This window comes from Nocardia arseniciresistens, from assembly GCF_046764875.1.
Lineage (GTDB): Bacteria > Actinomycetota > Actinomycetes > Mycobacteriales > Mycobacteriaceae > Nocardia > Nocardia arseniciresistens.
Genome location: NZ_JBKORD010000017.1, coordinates 92432 through 116268 on the forward strand (window position 1 = coordinate 92432; position 23837 = coordinate 116268).

Sequence of the window (23837 nt, forward strand, 5' to 3'; positions counted from 1 at the left end):
TGATCCGCCGCGTCACTGGGGAGCTGCGATGAACGCACTCAATCTCGCCGTCATCGTCATCTACCTCGTCACCGTCGCGTGGATCGGCCTACGCCTGTCCGGCAAGCAGAAATCCAGTACCGACTACTTCGTCGGCGATGGCCGAATGCCATGGTGGACAGTGTGCTTCTCGGTCGTCGCGACCGAGACCAGCGTGCTCACCGTCATCTCCGTCCCTGGCGGCGCCTACACCGACCAGGGCTTCGGCAATGTCGAGTTGGCACTGGGCTACATCATCGGCCGCACGATCGTCGCGGTCGCGCTGATCCCGTTGTACAAACGCGGCGGGTTCGTCAGCGCCTACCAATACCTCGAGCTGCGGTTCGGCCGCTACCTACAGGGTGTCGCGTCGATGACGTTCGTCTTCACCCGGCTGCTCGCCGAGGGCGTGCGACTGTTCGCCTCCGCCATCCCGATCAAGTTGCTGCTCAGCGAGTTCGGCCTGAACGTCGGCTACGACGTCATCATCGTCGCGCTGACGCTGCTTACGGTGGTGTACACCTACCTCGGCGGTATCAAGGCGGTCATCTGGACCGACGCACTCCAGATGGGCCTCTATCTCACCGGTGCGATCATCGCGATCTGCGTCCTCACCGGTCACGTCGGAGCCGACGGCTGGTCGGATGCGTTGCACGCGGGCAAGTTCCGCGTATTCGATACCGATTTCGACCTCGCGCACATCCTCACCAACAGCTTCGCGCTGCCGACCGCGATCCTGGGCGGTGCGATCTTCGCGATGGCCTCGCACGGCTCCGACCAGCTGATCGTGCAGCGCATCCTCGCGACGAGATCACTGCGCGACAGCCAGAAGGCGATGATCGCCTCCGGCGTCTTCGTTGCCGTGCAGTTCGCGGCCTTCTCCTTGGTCGGCGCGCTGCTGTGGTCCTACAACGGCGGCAAGACGCCGAAGGAACTCGGCCTTTCCAGCGCGGACGGCCTCTACCCCGACTTCATCCTGCACGGGCTGCCAGTGGTGATATCCGGACTGCTGGTCGCCGGAATACTCGGTGCGGCCATGGGATCGCTCTCCTCGGCACTGAATTCGATGGCGAATTCGACCGTCGCGGACATCATCCGTAGCTTCAGTCGCACGGTGATATCCGATGAGGCGATGCTGCGCCTCGCTCGCATCATGACGCTGGTGTGGGCGGTGCTGATGGCGTTGTTCGCGATGGGCTTCAGCGCGACGACCGGCAACGTGTACCTCACCGCGCTCACTATCGCCGGATACACCTACGGCGCATTGCTCGGTGCGTTCCTACTCGGCCGACTCATCAAGCGTGCCAACCAGTTCGATGCGGTCGTCGCGTTCGTGGTCACCGTGATCGTGATGACGTTCGTGGTGCGGGTGATCAAGATCGACGTCACGGTGGCGGGCAAGGTGACCGAGAAGGGCATCGCCGCCCAGTGGCTCGTGCCCATCGGCGTGATCGTCACGCTCGTGTTCGGCGGGATCACCAGTCGCTTCCACCCTGCGCCCGCACCCACCGGGCCGGAGCCGGAACCGGAGCCAGAACCGGTGGAGGCGGTGGCGTAATGCGCGTCATCGGGTTGATGTCGGGAACTTCGCACGACGCGATCGACGCCGTCGGCGCGGACATCGCCCTGCGGGAGGGCGCCATTCAGATTCGTATCGCCGGTCTGCTCAGCCGACCGTATCCCGAGTGGTTACGCTCGGAACTGATCGCCGCGTTGCCGCCGGGGTCGGTCGACATGGCCACAGTGTGCCGTCTGGATACCGCGATCGGACAGGCATTCGCGGCCGCCGCCGAGTCCGCGGTGGCCGAGTTCTTCGACGGCACAGCCGATCTCGTCGCATCGCACGGTCAGACGGTTTACCACTGGGTGTCCGAGGGCACGACGCACGGTACTCTCCAGCTCGGCCAACCGGCCTGGATCGCCGAGCGGACCGGCCTGCCGGTGGTCAGCGACTTCCGCTCCCGCGATATCGCGGCGGGCGGACAGGGCGCACCACTGGTCGGCCTGTTCGACGTGCTGTGGCTGGCGGGGCGTCCTGGCCGCTCGGCAGCGCTCAATATCGGCGGCATCGCCAATGTGACCGTCACCGGCGATCCGCCGTCGGCATTCGACACCGGACCAGGTAACGCGCTGATCGATGCGGCGGTCGCACTCGCCACCGGCGGCGCCGAGCACTTCGATCGCGCGGGTATCCGCGCCGCACGCGGAATGGTCGACGACTATCTGCTGGAAACCCTTCTCGCAGAGCCCTATTACGACGCACCGCCGCCCAAGACCACCGGTAAAGAGCTGTTCAATCGCACCTACCTCGAGCGCGTGTTGCGGAGCCGACCGCTCGCGCCCGACGATATCGTCGCCACGGTGACCGCGCTTACCGCACACACCATCGCCGACGCGCTCCGCCCTTTCGCGCCCACCGAGGTCATCACCTCGGGCGGCGGAACTCGCAACCCGACATTGATGGCGATGTTGAGCGAGCGGTTGCGCACCGCAAAGCTGCGCACCTCCGACGAACTCGGCCTGCCCTCGGCGGCCAAGGAGGCGACGGCCTTCGCCGTGCTCGGTTTCCTCACCGCGCACGGCCTCGCGGGCAGCTACGCCGCATGCACGGGAGCGGCGCACGCTACGGTGCTCGGCTCCCTCACACCCGGTGCCGCCGGATTCGCCTTTCCGTCGGTGCCGAAGACTCCTCCGCAACGACTCACGCTGACGGGATGAAACATGGCAGAGGGTGATGACATCCGCACCCGGCTCCTCGCGGCGATCCCGCGGGCGACCCCGAGCGGGCTGAAGGTCGCACGCGTGATCCAGCACGACCCGTCGGGTGCCGCGCAGCTGACGGTGACCCAGCTCGCGGAACGGTCCTCGACGAGCACCTCCGCGGTCGTCCGGCTGGCCAAAATGCTCGGCTACGACGGCTATCCACAGCTGCGCCTCGCGCTGGCCGCCGCGGGTACCGAGGACAGATCGCCGGTATTCGCGACCGACATCGACGCCGACGACGAGTTGTCGAAGGTGCTGCACAAGCTGACCGCCTTCGAGACCGAGGGGATGTTGGCGACCGCGGAACTCGCCGACCCCGCGACCATGGAGGCGGTCGTCGACGCGCTGGTCGGGGCGCGGCGCGTGCAACTCATCGGCATCGGCGCGTCCGGACTGGTCGCGATGGACATGGCGCAGAAGCTCACTCGTATCGGAATGTGGTGCAGCGCTTGCACATCAGAGGACGATGCGCTCATGCAGGCGAGTCTGCTGGAGGCGGGTGACGTCACCGTCGCCTTCTCCCATTCCGGTGAGACCGCTGGAGTAGTCGAAGCGGTCGAGCGCGCGGCGAGCGCGCGGTCGACAACGGTCGCCGTGACGGCCGGAGTCCAGTCGCGACTGGCACGTTCGGCAGCGCACATAGTTCTCGTGGCCGGGCGGGAGGACGGTTTCCGCTCCGCGGCCATGGCGAGTCGAATGAGCCAACTCTTGATCGTCGACACCCTCTACGTCAGTGTCCTGCAACGCACACCGTCCGCGCCCGCCGCGCTGCGTCGCACGTATGACGCGGTCGCGGATCGTCGAACGAAGGAGGTCCGGTGAGCCGTATTCGCCAGGCTCAGATCAACTCTCGCGACACATAGGAGGCGAAGTGAACACGATCGGATCACTGACCACGGAGCTTTCCAACCCGCGCACCACCGCATTCGACTCGATGCCGGTCGAGGAGTTGCTGCGCACTATGAACGCCGAAGACGCGGGCGTGGCCTCGGCTGTCGCCCAGGCGATTCCAGAGATCGCGCGCGCCGTCGCCCTCATTGTCGATGCGCGAAGGCACGGAGGCCGGTTGATCTATATCGGTGCCGGTACCAGCGGCAGGCTCGGTATGCTCGACGCGGTCGAATGCCCGCCGACCTTCGGCGTCGATCCGGGTGAGGTACTCGGCATCATCGCGGGCGGCCCCGACGCGTTCTCGAAGGCGGTCGAAGGCGCGGAAGATGATCCGGTCCGCGCCGAACAGGACCTGTCCGCGGCGAACCTCACCGCCGCCGACGTCGTCGTCGCGCTGGCAGCGAGCGGTCGAACCCCCTACGCCATCGGGGCGTTACGGTATGGAAGGACGGTCGGCGCTGCGACGATCGCGATTTCGTGTAACCGCAACGCCGAATCGACTGCGCACGCCGACGTGGGCATTGAGATCGAGACCGGCCCAGAGGTACTGACGGGTTCCACCCGGCTCAAAGCGGGCACAGCACAGAAGATGGTCTGCAACATGCTTTCGACCGCGACCATGGTTCAGCTCGGCAAGGTCTACGGCAACCTGATGGTCGATGTGAACCCGACCAACGCCAAGCTCGTCGACCGCGCCCGTCGTATCGTCGCGGAGGCCACTGGTATCGATTTACCCACTGCCGCAGCCCTTCTGGATGCCGCTGGCGGGCACCCGAAGACCGCCATCGTCATGCAGCTCGCCGGGGTCGACGCGGCGGCCGCACGCACGCTGCTCGTGGAAACGAAGGGCTTCGTGCGCACCGCGGTCCCGTGAAAGGGAGCCTGGCAGCGCAGCAGTCCCCAGCGGCAAGTGCCGATGTGCACGGTCGACGGCGCCGAGAGCAAGCATGATGTGCGCTCGGTCGACGGCGCGGCGAACCGTGTGCGATCGGATCGGACGCCGCACGTTGTGCTGATCCGAGTCGGGTTCCACAACTTGGGCGTCGTGGACCGCTTGCAGCGCGGGAACCGGTCATCCGGCGCTCGGGTCGGCGAGGTTCGTCCAGTGTTCGAGTGCGGTACGGACAGGCACTCCAGGTGGATGATTCGGGGGTAGGTCGGTCGGGAATAGCGTCAAATCCTCCCTTCCGGCCAGCCACGCGTACACACCGGGCTTTATCTCCTGTGCACCGAAATGCCCCACTTCCTCGCCGGGAACCATATACAGCCGACCCTGCCCGGACGAAAGCTGTCCGGCGATTGTTTCGGCATGCGCCGAGGGCGTGAATCCGTCCCCGCTCGCAGTCCAAACAGTCGTCGGACATTCGATGTCGCCGATTTCAAGCCCCCAAGGTCTGTCCCTCCTATAAGTTTCCAAGTCCTCGACCCAGCCTCCGTACCCGTTTCTCAAACCTTCAGCGTATGAATTGCAGAGATTTTCCGGGTGTTTGGCCACGATTTCCCGATCGACGCTGCCGAGTCTGTCCCACGGAATACCGATGATCCCCATCGGATCGGTGGGACTCGCGGTGAAGTTCGCGAATTTCTGCGCGGTCACTGTCTCGAATGACTCAGCCAACCCGGGTGCTTGCCGGGTCATGCCCGCATAGAATTCGTTCTTCATCAAAGCAGGGGACGCAATGGGGACGAGAAGCCCAAGCCTGGTGAGCCGACCTGGTAGTTCGGCCGCCACTGCCGCCGCGTAGGGCGTCCCGCCGGATCGGCCCACAACGGCGAATTCATCGATCCCGAGACGGTCGGCGATCGCTTCGACATGCTTGGCGACATCGGCAACCCTCAGACCCTGCTGTGGGTCGGATCCGCTATAGCCCGGGCGGTCGTAGGTGATCAGTCGTACCCCTACTCGATCGAGGAGCTCAGGTGGGGCGGTGTCCACGCGGCTGCCCGGCACGCCGTGTAGTTGAAATATCGGTGTCCCGTCTTCCGGTCCTTCGACCCGGCACTGCAACCTGTGTCCGTCCGGGAGGGTGACGACGAATTCTCCAGGATGCTCTTGCCCTCCTGGCATTCCGGTGTCGAGTGGGCCACCGCCGGAACCGGAGCCGCCCGGAGCATTGTTCCCATGTGGTGGTGCGGACCCGGATTCGTCGAAATCATGGCGAAACCCCTTGTCGGCGTTGGAAAGTCCTTGGGCTGCATCCTCGGATCGACGAGCGAAGGGCCCGACGCCGTGTTCGGCATCAGCCCGTGCAAACCGCGTAATTCCGCTGCTCGAGTCTCGGGCAGCTTGAAGAGCTGCCCGTGCGATCTCATCGGATCGGATCGGATCAGCAAAACAACGCCCTCGGCTTGCCCGCCGCAGCTCGCAACCGCGAACGGTGTCCCGCCGATAGCCGGACCTGGCCCGCAACGGCCGACCGAACGCGTCCCGGAGCGTACCGTCCTGCCTCAGCCGATGCCGTCCTGCACCGGATAGTGGATGACGACCACACCGCCGGTGGCGTAGTTGACGACATCGGCGGACACGCGCTGGCCTTGCGGCGACGACCGTGCCGCGGCCATGGCGGCGGCGTCAGCGAAGTCGGCTTCGAAGACCGCGAAATATGGCGCTTCTCCGTTGGTCGCCGCCACGTCGAAGCTGTAGCGCCAGGCAAGCAGGCCGGGCCACTTCATGACCAGTGGAAGGTGGTTGGTCACGTAGTAGTCGCGGAAGTGGTCAGGATCGGCGGGCTTGGGATACAGGACCAATAACTTATGCATGACTGCCTCCTGCATCGCTAGGTACGGGATTCGGTCGGTTGAATCGTCATATGCGCAGGTTAGGGCTTGATGTGTGGTCGAGGGAAAGACCGGGACGGGATAGGCTCAGAACGGATCGTTATCAATCGACAAGGAGGGCACGTGGCGCCGGATACGGTGAGCCTGCGGTACTTCCTGGTGCTGGCGCAGGAGTTGAACTTCACCCGCGCGGCCGCACGGATCGGTATCGCGCAGCCCGCACTCAGTGCCCGGATGCGCCGATTGGAGGCGGAACTCGGTACGAGCCTGCTGGTTCGTAACACGCGTAGCGTCGTATTGACCACGGCCGGTGCGGCTTTGGCGGAGTCCGCGCCGCCCGCGCTGGCGGCGCTTGGACCACACACTTCCAGTCCCGAAAGGGAGTTGCCGATGCCGTCCGACCAACTCGCGACGAAGTTCCTTTCCGTCGACACCACCGCCCTCTGCGACGCCGACAAGGCAACGCGCGTGCTGGACAGCGCAATTCGCGCCCGCTCCGCCACCACCAGAATCTGCGGACCCGCATACACCGTCCGCTGCCGCGACGACTTCTTCGCGGTCCTACGAGCCATCGAATCCGCGGCCCCCGGTGACGTCATCGTGGTAGACGGCGGCAGCAAAGAAATCGCCCTCGCAGGCGAGTTGTTCGCCCGAGGCGCGCTGGCCAGAAACCTGGGCGGCATCATCATCGACGCCGGCTACCGCGACATCACCTACGTCCGCTCCTGCGAACTCCCGATCTACAGCCGCTTCATCACCCCCATGGCAGGCTCCACCGCCGCCCTCGGCGACCTCCGAATTCCGATAATCTGCGGCGGCGTCCCGATTGCCCCCGGCGACCTGATCCTCGCCGACGACGAAGGCATCATCGTCCTCGACCCCACGCGAGCCGAAGCCCTGCTCGACTCAGCAGCCGCCATCAAGGAAGCCGAAGCCACCGTCATCGCCCGCTTGAACGCGGGATCGCACCTGAGCGACGGCCTCAACGTCGCTGAGCACACCGAAGCTTTGCGTGACGGCAAGCCTTCCTCGCTCGAATTTCTAACCTGACGTCGAGGTCACAACAAATCGAAAGTCGCGGAGGTGATCGTCAGCTCAGCACTGATCGTCTTCACTAACGTCATACGCGTGTGGTAAATAATGAAACCGGGTGTGGTGTATAGAAATTCGTGGCTAGATGGCACGGTGCCGAGAATCAGGCGTGGATCGCCGAAGCGGACGGCGAGTAGGTGCTGAAGCTGACTGCGCCCCCATGGGTACAGGCGTCAGGAGTCGTGGCTACTCGCTACGTAAGCGTCGATCTCGCGCAGGAATTCCTCCAACCGGGCGGGTGTAATCCACGACGCCCGGAAGGAGTTCTTTGCCAGCTCGACCAATCGGTCGGTGTCCAGACCGGCGTGCGCGGCGAGGGCGAGGTAGTTGTCCGCCGCGTAGGCGTCGAAGTACGAGGGGTCGTCGCTGTTGATGGTGACGGTCAGGCCGCGGTCGAGCAGGGTGAGGATTTCGGTCGACTTCATTTGTTCGGTGACGAACGAATTGGAGACCGGGCAGCAGGTAAGGCCGATGCCTTTGGACTTGGCGAGTTCGACGAGGCGGTCGTCTTCGATGATGTTGGTGCCGTGGTCGATGCGATCGACGCCGATGTCTTCCATGGCTTGGCGGATGTGCTCGATCGAGTCGGTCTGGTCGATGTCGCAATGCATGGTGAGCAGGAAGCCTTCGCGACGGGCGCGGGCGAAGACAGCGGCGAATTTGCTCGGCGGGTTGCCGCGCTCATCGGAGTCCAGACCGACTCCGATGATCCAGTCCTTGTAGGGCAGCGCTTCGAGCAGTGTCGCCATCGCGTACTCGGCGGAGTGGTCGCGCAGGAAACACAGGATCAGCTCGGCGGAGATTCCGAACTCGCGGCGCGCCCGCATGATGGCCGACCGGTATCCGGTGATCACGGTGGCGAAGGCGACGCCGCGGCCGGTGTGCGCCTGCGGATCGAAGAACATCTCTACATGCCGGATCCCGTCGGCGTGCGCGCGGGTCAGGTAGTCGAAGGCAAGGTCGTGGAAGTCCTGCGATTGTTGCAGCACCCGCATGGCCGGGTAGTAGACCTGGAGGAACGAAGTGAGGTCGTGGAACTTGTAGGTCTGTTTGACCTCGTCGACGGTCTTCTCGGCCAGTTCGATGCCGTTGCGCTGAGCCAGCAGAAATTTCAGCTCCGGTTCCAGCGTGCCTTCCAAGTGCAGGTGCAACTCGGCCTTGGGCAGGCCCCGAATGAACGTGGCGAGATCCGATGACATGAACACATCATCCCTCGTTCCGCACTGCGCGGCACTAAGGGGAATTGATCCCGTATCGCGCGAAATCGTCGCAGCGAACCCGTAACACCGGCACGGTCGATCGTGATGAAAAGAGTGTCACCCTAGAGCTTTTGCGCAACCCGACCGATCGCGGTTCCTCGCCGACGACCGGCCGAACTACTGCGCCCAATCGGGCATGCTCAGGGGTTTGCGGCGCGAAGAAAAAGGTGAACCCATGACGGTGGTAGCGCTCTTGGCGGCGATGGCGATCGCGCTGCTAGCCGGGATCGCGTTCGGCGTGCTCACAGCCCGAGACGAGCAGGCGGTGCTACGCGAGGTAGTTCGCCGCCGGATCGCGCACCCGAGCCGATATCGCGAACTACCTATGCGTGCTTCGACGACCGACGTATGGGAAATCCCTGCATCAGGACCATATTCCGAACTACGCGCGCATCTGATGGGCCTGAAAGCCGAAGGAACCACCCCGGCCACCGTCGAACCCCGGTTGCATCGCTCCGCCGAGCTGACGACCGCGAAACAGACCCCGATCTGAGCTTTGGCCCGCCCACTCCCCGGCAGCTCGCCGCGGGATGCGACGCCACCAACTCGACTTTGTCACTGGCGCCTTGCGACTTCTATTGTCGCTGAACCACTTTCACCGACGCCGCCCGTTTCGGACGCGCGCCCGGTGCGCCGATGTGCCTCGCCGAGGAGCGTCTCCGACCAGGCTTCATCTCAGCCCGCTCGCCGCACGTTCGTGGTTTCGGCCGTGACCCGCGCACCGGTCGCGCTTTGGGGATGCAACTCGGCAATGCGTTCACCGTCGCGGCCCACGAGTGTCGAGTGCGGCTCACCGTCTGCGAAGGCGTGGCGCTCGCCCCACTGCCGCAAGGCCACGATGGTGGTGAACAGATCCTGGCCGGCGCGGGTCAGCTCGTAGACGTGCCGTTTGCCGCTCGGAGTGGCGCTGGTGGTGAGGATGCCGTGCTCGACGAGCCGGCGCAGACGGTCGGTGAGGATGTTGCGGGCGATCCCGAGTCGCCGCCGGAAGTCGGTGAATGACGCCGGTCCATCCATGGCGTCGCGAACGATGAGCAGGCTCCACCGGTCACCCACCAGGTCGACGGTTCGAGCGACCGGGCAGGTGGGGTCGGTCCACTCGCGGTCGGCGCTGGACGTGGGCGTCATGGGCCGCCTCCTTTTGGGTTGCAATTCGAAACCATTATTGCCTACTCTATAAATTGGTTTCATTTTGCTACCATTTTGGAGATGTGATGACGACACGGGTCACGCGACCGCAGCGGTTGGTTCTGGCATCGGTGTGCGCCGTGGCGGTGTCGGCGATCTATGCGATCCAGCCGATCTTGGAAACGGCCGGTGCCGAGCTGGGGTTACCGCCGCGGTCGCTAGGCTGGCTGGTCGCCGCCGGGCAGATCGGCTACTTCGCCGGGCTGATTCTGCTGGTGCCGCTCGGCGATCTGCTGAACCGACGTCGGCTCATCGGCGGGCTTCTCGCGCTCACCGCGGTGGGGGCCGCGATCACGGCCGCTGCGCCGAACGGCGTAGTCGCGGTGGTGGGGCTTGCGGTCGCCGGAGTGTTCGCGGTCGTCGTGCAGGTGACGGTCGCCTATGCCGCTGCCGTGTCCGCGCCCGATGAGCGCGGCCGCAACATCGGCGCGGTCACCTCAGGTGTGGTGATCGGAATCCTCGGTGTTCGCGTCATCGCGGGGGTGCTGGGTGACACGGTCGGCTGGCGAGCTGTCTACGTGCTGCTCGCCATACTGTGTGCGGCGCTCGCCGTCATCGTCCGGGCGGGCCTGCGCCCGGACGTCAGAACCTCCGACGAGCGCTACGCGCAGATCCTGGTGTCGATGGGGCGTCTGGTGGCAACGGATCGACTGCTCCTGAGCCGGGGCGTGATCACCTTCTTCCTCTTCGCATCTTTCGGAACTCTCTGGAGCGGCCTCGCGCTCCCGCTCGGTGCCGAACCCTGGTCTCTCGGTACCACCGAGATCGGGCTCTTCGGATTGGCGGGCCTCGCTGGAGCCCTCGGTGCCGCCAGGGCGGGCAGATGGGCCGATACCGGTCATGCCCAGGCGCTCAGTGGTTGGTCGCTGCTGATACTCGCCGTGTCCTGGCTGCTCATCGCTCAGACGGGGACGACTCTGGTACTGCTCATCGCCGGAATCATCGTGCTCGACTTCGCTGTCCAAGCCGTGCACGTCAGCAGCCAGCAGTTGCTGACCACCGCGCATCCCGATCGCGCCAGCAGCGTCATCGGCGCCTACATGGCCTTCTACTCCCTCGGGTCCGCCCTCGGAGCGGTCACGACCGCTTGGGCGTACACCTCATGGGGATGGTGGACCTCCTGCCTGCTCGGTGCCTTCTATGCTGCGTCCGGCTTGCTGGCGTGGGGACTGACACACCTCGTGGGCACCTCACGCACTGTCACAACATCACTGAAGTTCGTACAGGTTTCACAAGATTCGACGCCACGGTCGTGACCGAACGGCAGCTGTTCATACTCGATTCGAATGCGCCGGTGGACAAATCGCGGCCTACCCGGCGTAGGCGGCGCGCGGCGCCTTGACCGCAAGCAGCCGCCTCTTGTGCCGTGAGCAGAAAACCGTCTGCGGATTCGATTCTGCTGTCTAATTGCGGTCGTGGCCTGAACACGGCCGATGCTTCATGGGTGAGAGGTTCAGTTTGGTGGGCGGTGAGGTCGCCGAGCCCGTCAGCACTCGTATCAGCAGGACGGTGCCAGCGGAGAAGGTGAACCAGTTCGAGGCTCTACTGCATGAGATGAATACGGCAGCAAGAGGATTCGAGGGCCATTTAGGCGTCGATGTGCTGCGTCCCGACGGCGGCGGGGTCTATGAGGTTATTTTCCGGTATCGCGGCTACGCCGAGCACGCGGCGTGGATGGGCTCCGAACGGCGAACGCTGATCGCCGCGCGAATCGATGAGCTGCTCGACGACGGCACCACGGCGACCGTGCGCTCGGTCGACGGCTGGGAGGGCTGGTTCGTCAATCCCGGCTATGCCCCGCCCGCACCGCCGCAACGCTGGAAGATGGCGCTGATCACCTTCGGCGTGCTCTATCCGGTCGTGCTCGGTCTCACCGTCGGTTTGCGACCGCTGACCAGCGGTTGGCCGCTTCCGCTCGGGATGGCGCTGACGATGAGCGTTACCATCCCGATCATGACATGGATCGTCATGCCGGCACTGACCGCTAGGCTCGGCGATTGGTTGCGGCGATGAATACACCCGATGAACAATGATGTAAAGGTTTGTGATGCTCAATAAGCACGCGGTGGATCCTATGTTGCTCGCGACCGATCTCGAGGCCGCCAGAGATTTCTACGGTCGCCAGTTGGGTTTCGAGGTCATCATCGAGGATCCCGCACAATTCATCACATTCCGGTCCGGTGGTGACAGCAGGCTGGTCGTCACCAAAAGCATTGTCGGAACGGCGGATAAAGCGACCAAGGTGGTGTGGCGCGTCGAGGACATCGCCGCCGAGGTCGCCGATCTGCGCGCCCGCGGTGTCGAGGTCCTGGAGTTCCCCGACCTGAACACCGTCGACGGCGTCGCCGATGTCGGCTTCGCACTCGCGGCATGGTTCGAGGACCCCAGCAAGAACTCCCTCGGCCTGCTCCAGTTCAAGGACACCGAGTAGCGCGCGCCATCATCGCGCGTACCTCTCGGATCGGAGGTCGGGCTTTATCCGTCCCGCGGCCACCAGGTTCCGGAAGGCGACTCGCTTCCAAGGGCATGATTCGAGCCGACAGTCTCGGTGTGCGCGCATCAGCGTGTGTGCCTCGTCGATACTGAAGGCTTCGGCCGCGTCCCACAGCGCGACCTCGGCCGTCGGCCATCCGAGCGCGCAGAACATCTCGCCGTCGAATCGGTCGCGAGACTTGTTGGGGTTGGGCTCATCTTGGCGTTCACTGCGGACCGACGCCACGATCAGTGCGGCAACGGCGGTGACCGCGATGCCGACCAGCATGACGAGGATCCACTGCCAGCTCGTCATGGACGTTCGGTTTCGGTGCTGTGGCGGACACCGCGGCGCAGGGTTTGTTGCGGGGTCACGGTGATGAGGTCGGCCACCACGAGCAGCGCGCGGGTGAAGTCGGCCACGTGCGCGGGGCTCGGGGTGATCACCGCGTCGGCGTCGATTCTACTGACCGCCACCAGGATCCGGCCGAACGGGTGTGGGACATCCGGGCCGACGGTCAGGACAGTGTCGACCCGGTAGCCTTGCGCCGCCGCGAGATCGTTGATCGCTTTCTCGTCGACCTCCCGGTCGTCGCCGGAGATGTCGCGCCGGAGGAAACCGATCGCGCGTTTCATCGCATCCCGGCCAGCTACGCTGGACATGCTTCAGGGGGCCCAATCTTCTGAGGTGTGTGGAGGCTGAAGCGGCTGGAACCGCTTCGGTGTCTTGGCCCCGGTGGCTGGAACCACCGGGAGCCACTCTTTTCGAGGCCCGGAGCGATCGTGGGCCCACTCCTGATCGGTCTGCTATGTGAAGCCGTCCACCTCCGGGTCGTGATCGAGTCTCATGCGGAACACGAAGGCGCTGTAGCGATCCCGCGGGTAGCTGACATGCGAGATCATCACCACTTCATCGGCCGCATTGATAAATCTCTGGTGCACGGTCTTGACGAGTTCACCGGCGGCGGTACCGAGCCACCTCGCGTGCGCCGGGGCGGGATGGCGGTCGGCGATCGTCTCCTCCAGATACGCGGGAGCCTTCTGGACGTGGTCGACCGGTTGGTAGGTATCGGAGATCGAGATCGGTCGCCCGTCCTCGGTGACTCGGGTGATCACATGCGTTACCTCGTCGTGGGGAGCAATGCCGAGCACCTCCGCGAAGCCGCCCGCTGGAACCCTGCGAACGTCGCGATCTACGCGGACAGGACGATCCGACTCGTTACCGAAAGAACCCTCCGCACTTTCGAACTGTCGCTCGGGAGATACCCGGACCAGATCGGGTCGCTCCGACACGAAAGTTCCCTTGCGCGCAACAGTACGGACAAGCCCCTGACTGAGCAGCAGTGCGATCGCCTGACGGACGACAACACCCGAGACGCCATACAGCTCCGCCAGTTCCGAATAACTGTGCAGCTGGGTACCAGGCGAAAGCTTTCCGGTCCTGATCTGCTTCGCGATCTCGCCGGCGATAGAGACATATGCGGGTTCCGGCATCGCGATATCCTTTCGAACAACGTGAGCCGAGTGTATAGGTCACTGTGTATACACAGGTCCGAAACGCCGAAAATCAGGAGTGCCGGCGCCAGCACTGCGCGGTGTCGTCCAGATTCCACCATGCGACGAAGTCCGAATCCTGGTCGAGCAACTGCCAATCGGCATCGAGAGCCTCGAAGAACGCGTCGTCCGCCGTTTTCCCGCCGCGCGGTTCACCGATATAGATGACGCGATCGCCGCCGGCCCGCTGGTAGGACGCGAGCGCTTCCGAGGCCATGGTGTTGCCCCAGCCAGGCGGCCAGCACAACAACAGCGCGCCGTCGCCTTCTTCGCCCGCGGCGCGCAGTGCTTTCAGCTCGCCGAGGTCACCGACGTCACACCAGGTGGCGGGCTGTCCCGGGGCGACTGGAAAGGACACGTTGTCGGCGGCGCCGGGCGGCTCGGCATCGAATGCCACGACCTCGCCCCCCGTCCGAGCAATCTGATCGGCCCAGTATCCGCGACCCGCACCGACTTCGAGCACGCGGCGCCCGTCGCACATCTCCACGATCCAGCGCAGCGTCTGCGGCGCGGGAATCGCGTAGGCGTAGGCAGCCTGTAGAACGGTCTGCGCGTAGCCCAGCCGAGCGCTCCCGTTGTCCCGGCCCCCGTTCACCACTCGGCGGGACGCGCTCGCCAAGGCGCCATCCGTGATTGCGGGTGCAACGATGTCCCAGTACGGGTTTTCGCTGGGCCCGCCGGTCATGTAATGCAGCAGCCGAATGTCGAACTCGCGATCGGCCTCGTCATCTCCGCTTCCCGACAACCGAGGAGCCGTGTCGAGGTAGTCCGCCACCGCCGGATACTCGGCCCGAAACCGCATGTCGTCGTCGAGAAGTGCGGCGAGTTCATCGCGCCGGGCAGTCGATAGTAGGTATTCGGTCACCCCTTGATTCTGACCGCCCCGCCCATCCATCACAGCATCAACGGCAAATCTGTTGCCCAACAGTATCTTTCGTCGGGCTGGCTACCGCATGTGCGCGCGGCCTCGATCCGCCGCGACTGCCGATCAGCCTGGCTGACGCACACCCTCCTGGCAGGCGTACAGCCATGCCTGCTTGCCGGAGGGGAACTGCCCGCCGCCCTTGATGCCCTCGGTGTAGCCCTGCTCGCGGCCCGATCACGTCGGTGCTCGCGACGACAGTTCAGGACTCCCGCAGGCCGCGGGCCCGTTTCGAACGCGACCAGCCGAAGGTGAGGGCCACGGCGCGCTTCCAGTTGTCGTATTCCTCTGCACGCGATTCCGGATCCATCTGCGGCACCCACTGCCCTGCCAGGCGCCAGTTGTTGCGCAGACCTTCCAGGTCGGGCCAGTAGCCGACGGCGAGCCCTGCGGCGTAAGCGGCTCCGAGAGAGACGGTTTCGGGAACGAAGGGGCGCATCACGGGGATGTCGAGGACATCGGCGACGATTTGCATGAGCAGGTTGTCGGAGGTCATGCCGCCGTCTACCCGCAGGGTGCGCGCGTGCAGGCCGGAGTCGGCGTTCATGGCGTCCACGACTTCGCGGGTCTGCCATGCGGTGGCTTCCAGGACGGCGCGGGCCAGGTGCCCCTTGGTGATGTAGGAGGTCAGCCCGATGATGAGGCCGCGGGCGTCGCTGCGCCAGTGCGGGGCGTAGAGACCGGAGAAGGCGGGGACGATGTAGCAGCCACCGTTGTCTTCTACTGTGCGAGCGAGGGTTTCGATTTCGGGGGCGCTGGCAACCAGGCCGATATTGTCGCGGACCCATTGGACAAGGGAGCCGGTGACGGCGATCGGGCCTTCCAGGGCGTAGACGGGTTCGGGGTCGATCTGGTAGCCGATGGTGGTGAGCAGGCCGTGGGTGGATTGCACCATTTCGGTGCCGGTGTTCATCATCAGGAATCCGCCGGTTCCGTAGGTGCACTTGGTTTCCCCACGGGCGAAGCAGGTTTGACCGAACAGGGCGGCGTGCTGGTCACCGAGGGCGGCGGCGATGCGGATGCCGGGAACGACGCGGCGGGTGTTGCCGTAGTCGCCGGTCGAGGGCTGGATCTCGGGCAGCATCGCCGCGGGGATACCGAAGAAGTCGAGCAACTCCTTGTCCCAGGTGAGGGTCGCGAGGTTCATCAGCAGGGTGCGGCTGGCGTTGGTGACGTCGGTGAAATGGCTGCCGCCGTCGATGCCACCGGTCAGGTTCCAGATCAGCCAGGTTTCCATGGTGCCGAAGAGGACTTCACGGCGTTCGGCGCGCTCGCGTAGGCCCGGAAGGGCATCCAGCAGCCAGCGCAGGCGTGGTGCCGCGAAGTAGGTGGCCAGCGGCAGCCCGCACAGTTCGCGGATACGGTCGGACCCGGGTTTCGCCTCGAAGTCACCCACGAGCTCTTCGGTGCGCACGTCCTGCCACACGATGGCGCGCCACACCGGGATGCCGGTGCGGCGATCCCATACGACGGTGGTCTCGCGCTGGTTGGCGATGCCGATGGCCGCGATCTGATCGACGGTGATGCCGGAATCGCGCAACGCTTGCGGCACGATGCGCTCGACATTGCGCCAGATCTCCATCGCGTCCTGCTCGACCCAGCCCGGCCGCGGATAGTGCTGCTGATGTTCACGCTGCGCGACACCCACGAGGCGGGCTCGCTGATCGAACAGGATGCACCGGGTGGAGGTGGTGCCCTGATCGATCGCCAGCACAAAACGTTGGGTCATCCGCAGCTACTTCCTGTCAGGATGGTTGCCGAGTACGCGGGTTGTGTTCGAGCAGAGCGCATTCGGAGCATCACCGCCGCCGGTGAACCACTTGCGGTCGCGCGCCGGGAGCTCAGTGTCCGGCACCGAGATCACGCGAGACGGCGTGCGCGGCGTCGAGCACATCGGCGACCAGTGCGGGCCGCGGCCGCAGCTGCGAGTCGCAAAGTCGATCAACGGGGCCGCTGATGCCGATGGCACCGACCACCAGGCCACCGTGGGCACGGATCGGTGCCGCGATGCCCGCCTCGCCGGGTCTGAATTCCTCGGTGTCACCGGCCCATCCGGCCCGCCGCACCCCGGCAAGCGCACGGGCGAGGGTAGCGCGATCGACGATGGTCCTGCGGGTGAGCGACGGCAGATCGCTGGCGCGCACCGCCGCGGCCAGGTCAGTGTCGTAGGCCAGCAGCACTTTGCCGAGCGCGGTCGCGTGCGCAGGAAGCAGTTCACCGACTTCGAGAGCCTGTTCGGTGTGGTCGGGACGGAAGACGTGGTGGACGACCACCACCTTCGCCTCGGCAGGGGTGCCGATGCGCACCGACGCCCCCGTGCGCGCGGCAAGCCCGTCAGCCCAGTTGATCGCCCGTGAGCGCAGTTCGTTGGCATCGAGATAGCTGGTGCCCAGGTGCAGCAGCGTGGCACCGAGTTGGTATTTGCCGGTGGCCGGGTCCTGTGCGACGAACCCGACTCCGTGCAGGGTGCGCAGGATGCCGTGCGCGGTGGGTTTGGCCAGACCGAGCGCGCCCGCGATGTCCCCGACGCCGAGGCGGCCGGAACCGCGAGCGAGCAGCCGCAGGATGGCCGCCGCTCGCTCGATCGATTGGATGGAGCCCGGCATAACCGGAAACTTAACTCCGAACCGTCTGGTTCGACAATGTCGAACGCGCAGTAATCGCGGGGCAACACCATCCCTACCCGCTGTGACCTGCGCCATATAGACCTCCTCGACGGCCGAACAGTAGCCGTCTGAGCGCTGCGCTGACACCGCGACCGTTCAGCATTGTCGAACGCGAAGTATGTGCGCTCGAGAAATCCCTGCGTAGCGTCGAATCGGCGGTCGCGGCTGCGGCCGAGACGGCGAACGGAGGCTCAATGATGAACTTCGGATCGATATTCCTGAGTGAAGCACTCGGCACGGGAATGCTGGTGCTGCTCGGAGTCGGTGTAGTGGCGAATGTGTTGCTGACGAAGTCCAAAGGATTCGATGGCGGCTGGCTGCTGATCAGCATGGGGTGGGGACTCGGAGTCATGGCCGGGGTGTACCTCGCCTACAAGACGGGCGGCCATCTGAACCCCGCGGTCACCATAGGCATCCTGTTCAGCGGCGCCGATGAGTACGCGCCGGGTATCGACGTCACCGCCATCAACACCCTCGCCTACCTCAGCGCGCAACTGTTCGGTGCGTTCGTCGGCGCCAATCTCGCCTATCTGGCCTACAAACGGCACTTCGACGCCGAGACCGACGAAGAGAAGAAGCTCGGAGTCTTCGCCACCGGACCCGCGATCCGCGCCTACCGGTGGAACTTCGCCACCGAGGTGATCGGCACCTTCGCCCTCGTCCTGACGATCCTCGCCTTCGGCCATACCCCGACCGGATTGGGCCCGGTCGCCGCGGCACTGCTGGTCGTAGCCATCGGCGCCTCACTCGGCGGCCCGACCGGATACGCCATCAATCCGGCCCGCGACCTCGGCCCCCGCATCGCCCACGCACTACTGCCCGTCAACAAACCGGCACCCGCGCAACCCGCTCGTGTCCCGGCCGGTGTCGCCGCGGGCTACCGCCCGTCGCTCGACACCGACGAACAGTTGGTCTCCGAGCACTCCGCCGAACCCCGTCGCAAGAACTCCGACTGGGCCTACGCGTGGGTGCCGATATTCGGCCCACTGGCAGGTGGCGCACTCGCCGGACTTGTCGCGCAATTCGTGTTCTGAATAGGTTCTCTCCCAGCATTTTTCCCCGAAAGGACGGCTATGAGCGAGCGCATCATCGACTCAGCGCCCATGAGCATGACCCAGCCGAGCTCCAGCGAGGCGCGGTCATGAGCCAATACGTCGGCGCTATCGATCAAGGCACCACGAGCACCCGCTTCATGGTGTTCGACCACAGCGGCAACGAGATTGCCCGCCACCAGCTCGAGCACGAGCAGATCCTTCCGCAACCGGGCTGGGTGGAACACAACCCGACCGAGATCTGGGAACGCACACGCGCGGTCATTCAGAGCACCCTCACCAAGGCCGATCTGAGCGCTGAGGATTTCGCCGCGGTCGGGGTGACCAATCAGCGCGAAACCACCGTGGTGTGGAACCGCAGGACCGGCCGCCCCTACTGCAATGCCATCGTCTGGCAGGACACCCGCACCGACCGCATCGCCGCTGAACTGGAACGCGCGGGCCACGGTGAGGTCATCCGCCGCAAGGCCGGTCTGCCGCCGGCCACCTACTTCTCCGGTGGCAAGCTGCGCTGGATCCTGGACAACGTCGCCGGTGTCGCGGCCGACGCCGAACGGGGCGAGGCGATCTTCGGCACCACCGACAGCTGGCTGCTGTGGAATCTCACCGGCGGCATCGACGGCGGCGTGCATGTCACCGATCCCACCAATGCCAGCCGCACCATGCTGATGGACCTGGAAACCCTCGACTGGGATCAGGAGCTGTTGTCGCTGTTCGGGGTTCCGCGCGCGATGCTGCCCACGATTGTGCCCTCCTCCAATCCCGAACTGTTCGGCACCACACGCGCCGATGGACCGTTCGGCGGCGCAGTAGCACTGGCGGGTGTGCTCGGCGATCAGCAGGCCGCCACCGTCGGCCAGGTGTGTTTCCGTCCCGGCGAGGCGAAGAACACCTACGGCACCGGAAACTTCCTGCTGCTCAACACCGGTCACGAAATCGTGCGCTCCAAACACGGTCTGCTCACCACCGTCGCCTACCAATTCGGTGATCAGAAGCCGGTGTACGCATTGGAGGGCTCGATCGCGGTCACCGGCTCTGCCGTGCAATGGCTGCGCGATCAACTCGGCATCATTTCCGGTGCGTCACAAAGCGAATCGCTGGCCCGCCAAGCCGAGGACAACGGTGGCGTGTATTTCGTGCCTGCCTTCTCCGGACTGTTCGCCCCCTACTGGCGATCGGACGCGCGCGGCGCGATCGTCGGCCTGTCGCGCTACAGCACCAATGCCCATCTCGCGCGCGCCACCCTCGAATCCATTTGCTATCAGACCCGCGACGTTGTCGAGGCCATGGAAGCCGACTCCGGGGTGCGGCTCGACGTGCTGCGCGTCGACGGCGGCGTCACCGCCAACGAACTGTGCATGCAGTTGCAGGCCGACTTCCTCGACGTTCCGGTGTCGCGTCCGGTGGTCGCGGAAACAACAGCTCTCGGCGCCGCCTACGCCGCCGGGCTCGCCGTCGGATTCTGGAGCAGCACAGACGAACTCGTGCAGAACTGGCACGAGGACAAGCGCTGGAACCCGACCTGGACCGAGGACGCGCGCGAGCGCGGCTACGCCCGCTGGAAAAAGGCGGTCTCGCGCACCCTCGATTGGATCGACATCGAGGACTGAAACGTCGCGACAATCCGCTACCGACTACTGGATATCACCGAATCAAGGAGAACCGCTGTGTCCGCTCGTTTGGACCCCGCCTACCGCACAGCCGCACTGAATACGTTGGGCGACAATGAGATCGACGTCCTGGTCATCGGTGGTGGTGTCGTCGGCGCGGGCGCCGCCCTCGACGCCGCCGCGCGCGGGCTTTCGGTCACCCTGGTCGAGGCAAGGGACTTCGCGGCGGGCACATCGAGCCGCTCGAGCAAACTCATCCACGGTGGGCTGCGCTACCTCGAGCAGCTCGACTTCGCGCTGGTGCGTGAAGCATTGAAGGAACGCAGCCTGCTGCTGCGCAAACTGGCACCGCATCTGGTCCGGCCGGTGTCGTTCCTGCTGCCGCTACAGCATCGGGTGTGGGAGCGCGCCTACATCGGTGCCGGTGTCGCGCTCTACGACACGATGGGTGGAGCGAGGGCGCTGCCGATGCACCGGCACCTGTCGCGCACGCGGGCACTGGAATTGGCGCCCGCACTGCGCGCCGACGCGATGACCGGCGCCATCCGCTACTTCGACGCACAGGTCGACGATGCCCGCCACACCATGACCCTCGCCCGCACCGCCTCCCGACACGGCGCAACGGTGCTGACCCGCACCGCGGTGACCGGTCTGCTGCGCGATGGCGCTCGCGTGACCGGCGCATACGTCACCGATCTCGAATCCGGTCGCGAATACACCGTGCGCGCACGCCGGGTGATCAGCGCGACCGGCGTGTGGACCGACGAGATGAACAAGCTGACCGGCGTCGAATTCCCGTTCCACGTCCGCACATCCAAGGGCGTGCACATTCTGGTTCCGCGCGAACGCCTCGATCTGGACACCGGCCTGATCATGCGCACCGAGAAGAGCGTGCTGTTCGTGATCCCGTGGGACAACCACTGGATCATCGGCACCACCGATACCGATTGGTCGTTGGACAAGGACCATCCCTCGGCAAGCAACGCCGATGTGCAGTATCTGCTCGACCACATCAACGCGGTGCTGCGCGAGCCGCTGACCCGCGAGGACATCGTCGGCACCTACGCGGGGCTGCGTCCACTGCTCTCGGGCGCATCCAGCGACACCGCCACGTTGTCACGTGAACACGCTGTGGCCGAACCGGTTCCGGGCCTGCTGGTGATCGCGGGCGGTAAGTACACCACTTATCGAGTGATGGCCGCCGACGTCGTCGATGCCGCGGTCGAGGGCCTCGGTCGCGGCGCGGCGCCGTCGGTGACCGAGCACTTGCCGCTGCTCGGCGCGGTCGGCTATCAGGAACTGGCCGCCGAGGTGGCCAGCGTCGCACAACGTGCCGGACTGTCCGTCGCGACCGTCGAACGACTACTGGGCCGCTACGGCTCCGCGATCTCTGATCTGTTCGACCTGATCGCCGCCGATGCCGCGCTCGGCAAACCTGTCGCCGGCGCGGACGAATACCTCGCCGCAGAGATCGTCTACGCCGTAACCCACGAGGGCGCACTGCATCTCGACGACGTGCTCACCCGCCGCACCCGCATCTCCATCGAATCCAAGGATCGCGGCCTCGCCGCGGCCCCCGAGATCGCCTGGCTGATCGGGCCGCACCTCGGCTGGGATGCCGCGGACACCGACCGCGAGCTCGCGCGCTACCGCGACCGCGTTCACGCTGAACTCGCCGCCAACGCCGCCGCCGACGACGTGACTGCGAACGCCGCGCGATTGGTCGCTTGCGCCTGACCGGTTAGTGACACCCCGCACCAGACAGCAGGCCGCCGCTCCGGGGCCTGCTGTCCTCATTTCGAAGGGTCCATCCCGAATCCCTCCGCCTTCGTTCCAGCCGTGCGCGGCAGCAATCTCGGACGGTCGGCAGTTCGAACCTGTTCCAGCTCAACCTGTTTCGACCATGTGCCGACCGGTCCGCCTGGTACGGTCACCGGCATGCTCCGTACGCACTCTCGTTTCGCGGTCGCGCTGTTCGTGGTCACCGCCGCTGTCACTGTCGCCACCGGATGTTCCTCGGCGCAGAAGCAATCCGACGCCGCCCCCATCGCGCCGGTATCCGCGCAGCACCACAACAATGGGTGCCCGCCACCTCCGATGGGGTCGGATGGCAAGCCGCTGCCCCCACCCTTGGGATCCGACGGCAAGCCGCTGCCGCCACCGACCGACGCCGACGGCAAGCCATGCCCGCCGCCGATGGGTCCCGATGGCAAGCCGCTGCCCCCACCGCCCGGACACCCCGCACACCTCTGACAACCTGTCAGGCACGGCCGGACAGCACCCACGCCATGGCGCTCGGGCCGAGAAGACGCGGAACCTGGCCGCGACCGCGGAACTCTGGCGACGAGATCCGAGCGCGAACATCGTGCGCCGGATGTCGCCGAGCGCGGTCGATCGCCTACCGGTCCTCGCTGAGCGGTCTAGTTCCGCGGCGAACGCAACACCAGAACGGTGATCTCGCTTGGCGCGAACACGCGCAGTTGCGGTCCCCAGAATCCGGTACCGCGGCTCGTATAGAGCTGGGTGGCGGTGCCGTGGCGGCTCAGGCCCGCGACGACGGGCTGCTCGAGGCGAACCAGGTAGTGGAAGGGCCAGATCTGGCCGCCGTGGGTGTGGCCGGAGATCTGTAGCGCGACACCCGCGGCGGCGGCCTCGACGACCTGGCGCGGCTGGTGGGCGAGCAAAACGATCGGCACGTTCGGTTCCGCGCCGGCGAGTGCGGCGGACAGGTTCGGTCCGTGACCTTCCAGCCCGACGCCGGTGGGGTCATCGATACCCGCCATCACCAGCCGGTCACCGCCTCGGCCCACGATCTCATGCTGGTTATGCAACGGCTGCCAGCCGATCGAGGCCATGTGCTCGATCCAGCCGGGCGCGTCACCGAAATACTCGTGGTTGCCGGTGATGTAGTACCTGCCGAGCTCGGCATCGACTTTGCCGAGCGGATCGACCTGCGCACGCCGCTTCGCTACCGATCCGTCCGCGAGATCGCCTGCGTGGCACGCGATATCGGGCCGTTGCGCATTGACGACCTCGACAACCTTCTCCGACCAGCGCAACCGGTCGAGCGCGGCGAAATGGGTATCGGTGATGACCACCATGCGCAGCCCGTCGAGTCCGCGTCCGAGCCCGGGGATCGTCACATCGAGTGTCCGCACCCTGGGCACCCGCCGTGCCTCGACGATCCCCCACACCGTCAACACCGCCGCCACCGCGAGCACACCCACCGCTACGATGCGCGAGCGTGCCGGGTTGTCCACACCGGCGACGAGCAGCCCCAAGCGTGCGATGTTGCCGATCACCGACCAGCTGAACACCACCCACATCACCCCGAGCAGTGTGTCGCCCACGATGGACGCGGCGTCGGACTGCGCGGGCCCGTGCCCCAGGAACATCGCCGCGGGCAGGCACAAGTATCCGAGCAGGAACACCACCGACCCGGCCCAGAACAGCGGGCCTTCGCCGCTGGTGGGTGCTTGCACCACCGTCCACCAGGGCAGTAGGAACAGCACGGCGGGAATCGCCAGCAACAGCACAACACGCGGAACATACTTCAACAGGATTCATCCTTG

At 65.5% G+C, this 23837-nt stretch carries 24 protein-coding genes; 13 read left to right on the forward strand and 11 right to left on the reverse strand.

What is annotated here, in order from left to right; translation table 11 throughout:
• The first annotated feature begins 28 nt into the window (after positions 1-28).
• Genes ACLMAJ_RS28745 through murQ form a run of 4 tightly spaced genes read left to right on the forward strand, consistent with a single transcriptional unit; the run spans position 29 to position 4546 of the window.
• Positions 29-1576, forward strand: coding sequence for a sodium:solute symporter (locus ACLMAJ_RS28745; RefSeq protein ID WP_412016978.1), 1548 nt, complete (start codon positions 29-31; stop codon positions 1574-1576).
• Positions 1576-2736, forward strand: a complete 1161-nt coding sequence (locus ACLMAJ_RS28750; protein WP_412016979.1) for an anhydro-N-acetylmuramic acid kinase — start codon at positions 1576-1578, stop codon at positions 2734-2736. Before ACLMAJ_RS28745 ends, ACLMAJ_RS28750 begins: the two co-directional genes overlap by 1 nt.
• Positions 2737-2739: 3 nt before the next feature.
• The gene (locus ACLMAJ_RS28755; RefSeq protein WP_412016980.1) at positions 2740-3603 is read left to right on the forward strand and encodes a MurR/RpiR family transcriptional regulator; all 864 of its coding nucleotides are present in this window, start codon (positions 2740-2742) and stop codon (positions 3601-3603) included.
• A 49-nt stretch (positions 3604-3652) separates the two neighbouring features.
• Positions 3653-4546 (forward strand): N-acetylmuramic acid 6-phosphate etherase, encoded by an 894-nt coding sequence (gene murQ, locus ACLMAJ_RS28760; RefSeq protein WP_412016981.1) that lies wholly within the window; start codon positions 3653-3655, stop codon positions 4544-4546.
• A gap of 198 nt (positions 4547-4744) precedes the next feature.
• On the opposite strand, the gene ACLMAJ_RS28765 is transcribed toward murQ, so the two are convergent.
• Positions 4745-5740: an alpha/beta fold hydrolase gene (locus ACLMAJ_RS28765; protein ID WP_412016982.1), complete on the reverse strand. Its 996-nt coding sequence runs from the start codon at positions 5738-5740 to the stop codon at positions 4745-4747.
• Positions 5741-6120: 380 nt separating this feature from the next.
• On the reverse strand, positions 6121-6432 hold the full coding sequence (locus ACLMAJ_RS28770) for an EthD family reductase (protein WP_412016983.1): 312 nt from the start codon (positions 6430-6432) through the stop codon (positions 6121-6123).
• Between the two features lie 141 nt (positions 6433-6573).
• Here ACLMAJ_RS28770 and ACLMAJ_RS28775 point away from each other — a divergent pair, with 141 nt between their 5' ends.
• Positions 6574-7500: an RraA family protein gene (locus ACLMAJ_RS28775; RefSeq protein WP_412016984.1), complete on the forward strand. Its 927-nt coding sequence runs from the start codon at positions 6574-6576 to the stop codon at positions 7498-7500.
• Between the two features lie 215 nt (positions 7501-7715).
• Here ACLMAJ_RS28775 and add read toward each other — a convergent pair whose 3' ends face one another.
• Complete coding sequence (gene add, locus ACLMAJ_RS28780) at positions 7716-8741, reverse strand: adenosine deaminase (protein ID WP_412016985.1); 1026 nt, start codon at positions 8739-8741, stop codon at positions 7716-7718.
• A 235-nt stretch (positions 8742-8976) separates the two neighbouring features.
• On the opposite strand from add, the gene ACLMAJ_RS28785 reads away from it, so the two are divergent.
• A complete protein-coding gene (locus ACLMAJ_RS28785) occupies positions 8977-9294 on the forward strand; it encodes a hypothetical protein (RefSeq protein ID WP_412016986.1) in 318 nt (105 codons plus the stop codon).
• A 182-nt stretch (positions 9295-9476) separates the two neighbouring features.
• On the opposite strand, the gene ACLMAJ_RS28790 is transcribed toward ACLMAJ_RS28785, so the two are convergent.
• Positions 9477-9929, reverse strand: coding sequence for a winged helix-turn-helix transcriptional regulator (locus tag ACLMAJ_RS28790; RefSeq protein WP_412016987.1), 453 nt, complete (start codon positions 9927-9929; stop codon positions 9477-9479).
• An 86-nt stretch (positions 9930-10015) separates the two neighbouring features.
• Here ACLMAJ_RS28790 and ACLMAJ_RS28795 point away from each other — a divergent pair, with 86 nt between their 5' ends.
• The 3 genes from ACLMAJ_RS28795 (at position 10016) to ACLMAJ_RS28805 (ending at position 12420) form a co-directional block, all read left to right on the forward strand.
• The gene (locus ACLMAJ_RS28795; RefSeq protein ID WP_412016988.1) at positions 10016-11245 is read left to right on the forward strand and encodes an MFS transporter; all 1230 of its coding nucleotides are present in this window, start codon (positions 10016-10018) and stop codon (positions 11243-11245) included.
• Positions 11246-11450: 205 nt separating this feature from the next.
• The gene (locus ACLMAJ_RS28800; RefSeq protein WP_412016989.1) at positions 11451-12002 is read left to right on the forward strand and encodes an antibiotic biosynthesis monooxygenase; all 552 of its coding nucleotides are present in this window, start codon (positions 11451-11453) and stop codon (positions 12000-12002) included.
• Positions 12003-12063: 61 nt separating this feature from the next.
• Entirely contained in the window at positions 12064-12420 is a 357-nt protein-coding gene (locus ACLMAJ_RS28805; protein WP_412016990.1) for a VOC family protein, read from the forward strand.
• 9 nt (positions 12421-12429) lie between these two features.
• On the opposite strand, the gene ACLMAJ_RS28810 is transcribed toward ACLMAJ_RS28805, so the two are convergent.
• The 6 genes from ACLMAJ_RS28810 to ACLMAJ_RS28835 form a co-directional block, all read right to left on the reverse strand.
• Complete coding sequence (locus ACLMAJ_RS28810) at positions 12430-12777, reverse strand: hypothetical protein (RefSeq protein ID WP_412016991.1); 348 nt, start codon at positions 12775-12777, stop codon at positions 12430-12432.
• Positions 12774-13124: a hypothetical protein gene (locus tag ACLMAJ_RS28815; protein ID WP_412016992.1), complete on the reverse strand. Its 351-nt coding sequence runs from the start codon at positions 13122-13124 to the stop codon at positions 12774-12776. The genes ACLMAJ_RS28810 and ACLMAJ_RS28815 overlap by 4 nt, the downstream gene beginning before the upstream one ends.
• A gap of 144 nt (positions 13125-13268) precedes the next feature.
• Complete coding sequence (locus ACLMAJ_RS28820) at positions 13269-13955, reverse strand: GntR family transcriptional regulator (protein WP_412016993.1); 687 nt, start codon at positions 13953-13955, stop codon at positions 13269-13271.
• A 73-nt stretch (positions 13956-14028) separates the two neighbouring features.
• Complete coding sequence (locus tag ACLMAJ_RS28825) at positions 14029-14880, reverse strand: class I SAM-dependent methyltransferase (RefSeq protein ID WP_412016994.1); 852 nt, start codon at positions 14878-14880, stop codon at positions 14029-14031.
• 259 nt (positions 14881-15139) lie between these two features.
• Positions 15140-16666, reverse strand: a complete 1527-nt coding sequence (gene glpK / locus ACLMAJ_RS28830) for a glycerol kinase GlpK (RefSeq protein WP_412016995.1) — start codon at positions 16664-16666, stop codon at positions 15140-15142.
• 112 nt (positions 16667-16778) lie between these two features.
• Complete coding sequence (locus ACLMAJ_RS28835) at positions 16779-17543, reverse strand: IclR family transcriptional regulator (RefSeq protein ID WP_412016996.1); 765 nt, start codon at positions 17541-17543, stop codon at positions 16779-16781.
• Positions 17544-17797: 254 nt separating this feature from the next.
• Here ACLMAJ_RS28835 and ACLMAJ_RS28840 point away from each other — a divergent pair, with 254 nt between their 5' ends.
• From ACLMAJ_RS28840 to ACLMAJ_RS28855, 4 genes are all read left to right on the forward strand, one after another.
• Entirely contained in the window at positions 17798-18637 is an 840-nt protein-coding gene (locus tag ACLMAJ_RS28840) for an MIP/aquaporin family protein (RefSeq protein ID WP_412016997.1), read from the forward strand.
• Between the two features lie 107 nt (positions 18638-18744).
• Complete coding sequence (gene glpK / locus ACLMAJ_RS28845; RefSeq protein WP_412016998.1) at positions 18745-20265, forward strand: glycerol kinase GlpK; 1521 nt, start codon at positions 18745-18747, stop codon at positions 20263-20265.
• A gap of 57 nt (positions 20266-20322) precedes the next feature.
• The gene (gene glpD / locus ACLMAJ_RS28850) at positions 20323-22002 is read left to right on the forward strand and encodes a glycerol-3-phosphate dehydrogenase (protein ID WP_412016999.1); all 1680 of its coding nucleotides are present in this window, start codon (positions 20323-20325) and stop codon (positions 22000-22002) included.
• A 201-nt stretch (positions 22003-22203) separates the two neighbouring features.
• Positions 22204-22518 carry a hypothetical protein gene (locus ACLMAJ_RS28855; protein ID WP_412017000.1) on the forward strand — a complete coding sequence of 105 codons (315 nt, stop codon included), beginning with the start codon at positions 22204-22206 and terminating at the stop codon, positions 22516-22518.
• A 167-nt stretch (positions 22519-22685) separates the two neighbouring features.
• On the opposite strand, the gene ACLMAJ_RS28860 is transcribed toward ACLMAJ_RS28855, so the two are convergent.
• Complete coding sequence (locus tag ACLMAJ_RS28860; protein WP_412017001.1) at positions 22686-23822, reverse strand: metallophosphoesterase; 1137 nt, start codon at positions 23820-23822, stop codon at positions 22686-22688.
• Between the last annotated feature and the right edge of the window lie 15 nt (positions 23823-23837).

Coding starts and splice junctions, on each gene's coding strand:
- ACLMAJ_RS28810 (WP_412016991.1), bottom strand. CDS start 12,777: ATGACGAGCTGGCAGTGGATCCTCGTCATGCTGGTCGGCATCGCGGTC.
- ACLMAJ_RS28840 (WP_412016997.1), top strand. CDS start 17,798: ATGATGAACTTCGGATCGATATTCCTGAGTGAAGCACTCGGCACGGGA.
- ACLMAJ_RS28855 (WP_412017000.1), top strand. CDS start 22,204: ATGCTCCGTACGCACTCTCGTTTCGCGGTCGCGCTGTTCGTGGTCACC.
- ACLMAJ_RS28790 (WP_412016987.1), bottom strand. CDS start 9,929: ATGACGCCCACGTCCAGCGCCGACCGCGAGTGGACCGACCCCACCTGC.
- ACLMAJ_RS28765 (WP_412016982.1), bottom strand. CDS start 5,740: ATGCCAGGAGGGCAAGAGCATCCTGGAGAATTCGTCGTCACCCTCCCG.
- ACLMAJ_RS28745 (WP_412016978.1), top strand. CDS start 29: ATGAACGCACTCAATCTCGCCGTCATCGTCATCTACCTCGTCACCGTC.
- ACLMAJ_RS28815 (WP_412016992.1), bottom strand. CDS start 13,124: ATGTCCAGCGTAGCTGGCCGGGATGCGATGAAACGCGCGATCGGTTTC.
- ACLMAJ_RS28785 (WP_412016986.1), top strand. CDS start 8,977: ATGACGGTGGTAGCGCTCTTGGCGGCGATGGCGATCGCGCTGCTAGCC.
- add (WP_412016985.1), bottom strand. CDS start 8,741: ATGTCATCGGATCTCGCCACGTTCATTCGGGGCCTGCCCAAGGCCGAG.
- ACLMAJ_RS28835 (WP_412016996.1), bottom strand. CDS start 17,543: ATGCCGGGCTCCATCCAATCGATCGAGCGAGCGGCGGCCATCCTGCGG.
- ACLMAJ_RS28750 (WP_412016979.1), top strand. CDS start 1,576: ATGCGCGTCATCGGGTTGATGTCGGGAACTTCGCACGACGCGATCGAC.
- ACLMAJ_RS28805 (WP_412016990.1), top strand. CDS start 12,064: ATGTTGCTCGCGACCGATCTCGAGGCCGCCAGAGATTTCTACGGTCGC.
- ACLMAJ_RS28795 (WP_412016988.1), top strand. CDS start 10,016: ATGACGACACGGGTCACGCGACCGCAGCGGTTGGTTCTGGCATCGGTG.
- glpK (WP_412016995.1), bottom strand. CDS start 16,666: ATGACCCAACGTTTTGTGCTGGCGATCGATCAGGGCACCACCTCCACC.
- ACLMAJ_RS28770 (WP_412016983.1), bottom strand. CDS start 6,432: ATGCATAAGTTATTGGTCCTGTATCCCAAGCCCGCCGATCCTGACCAC.
- ACLMAJ_RS28820 (WP_412016993.1), bottom strand. CDS start 13,955: ATGCCGGAACCCGCATATGTCTCTATCGCCGGCGAGATCGCGAAGCAG.
- glpK (WP_412016998.1), top strand. CDS start 18,745: ATGAGCCAATACGTCGGCGCTATCGATCAAGGCACCACGAGCACCCGC.
- ACLMAJ_RS28755 (WP_412016980.1), top strand. CDS start 2,740: ATGGCAGAGGGTGATGACATCCGCACCCGGCTCCTCGCGGCGATCCCG.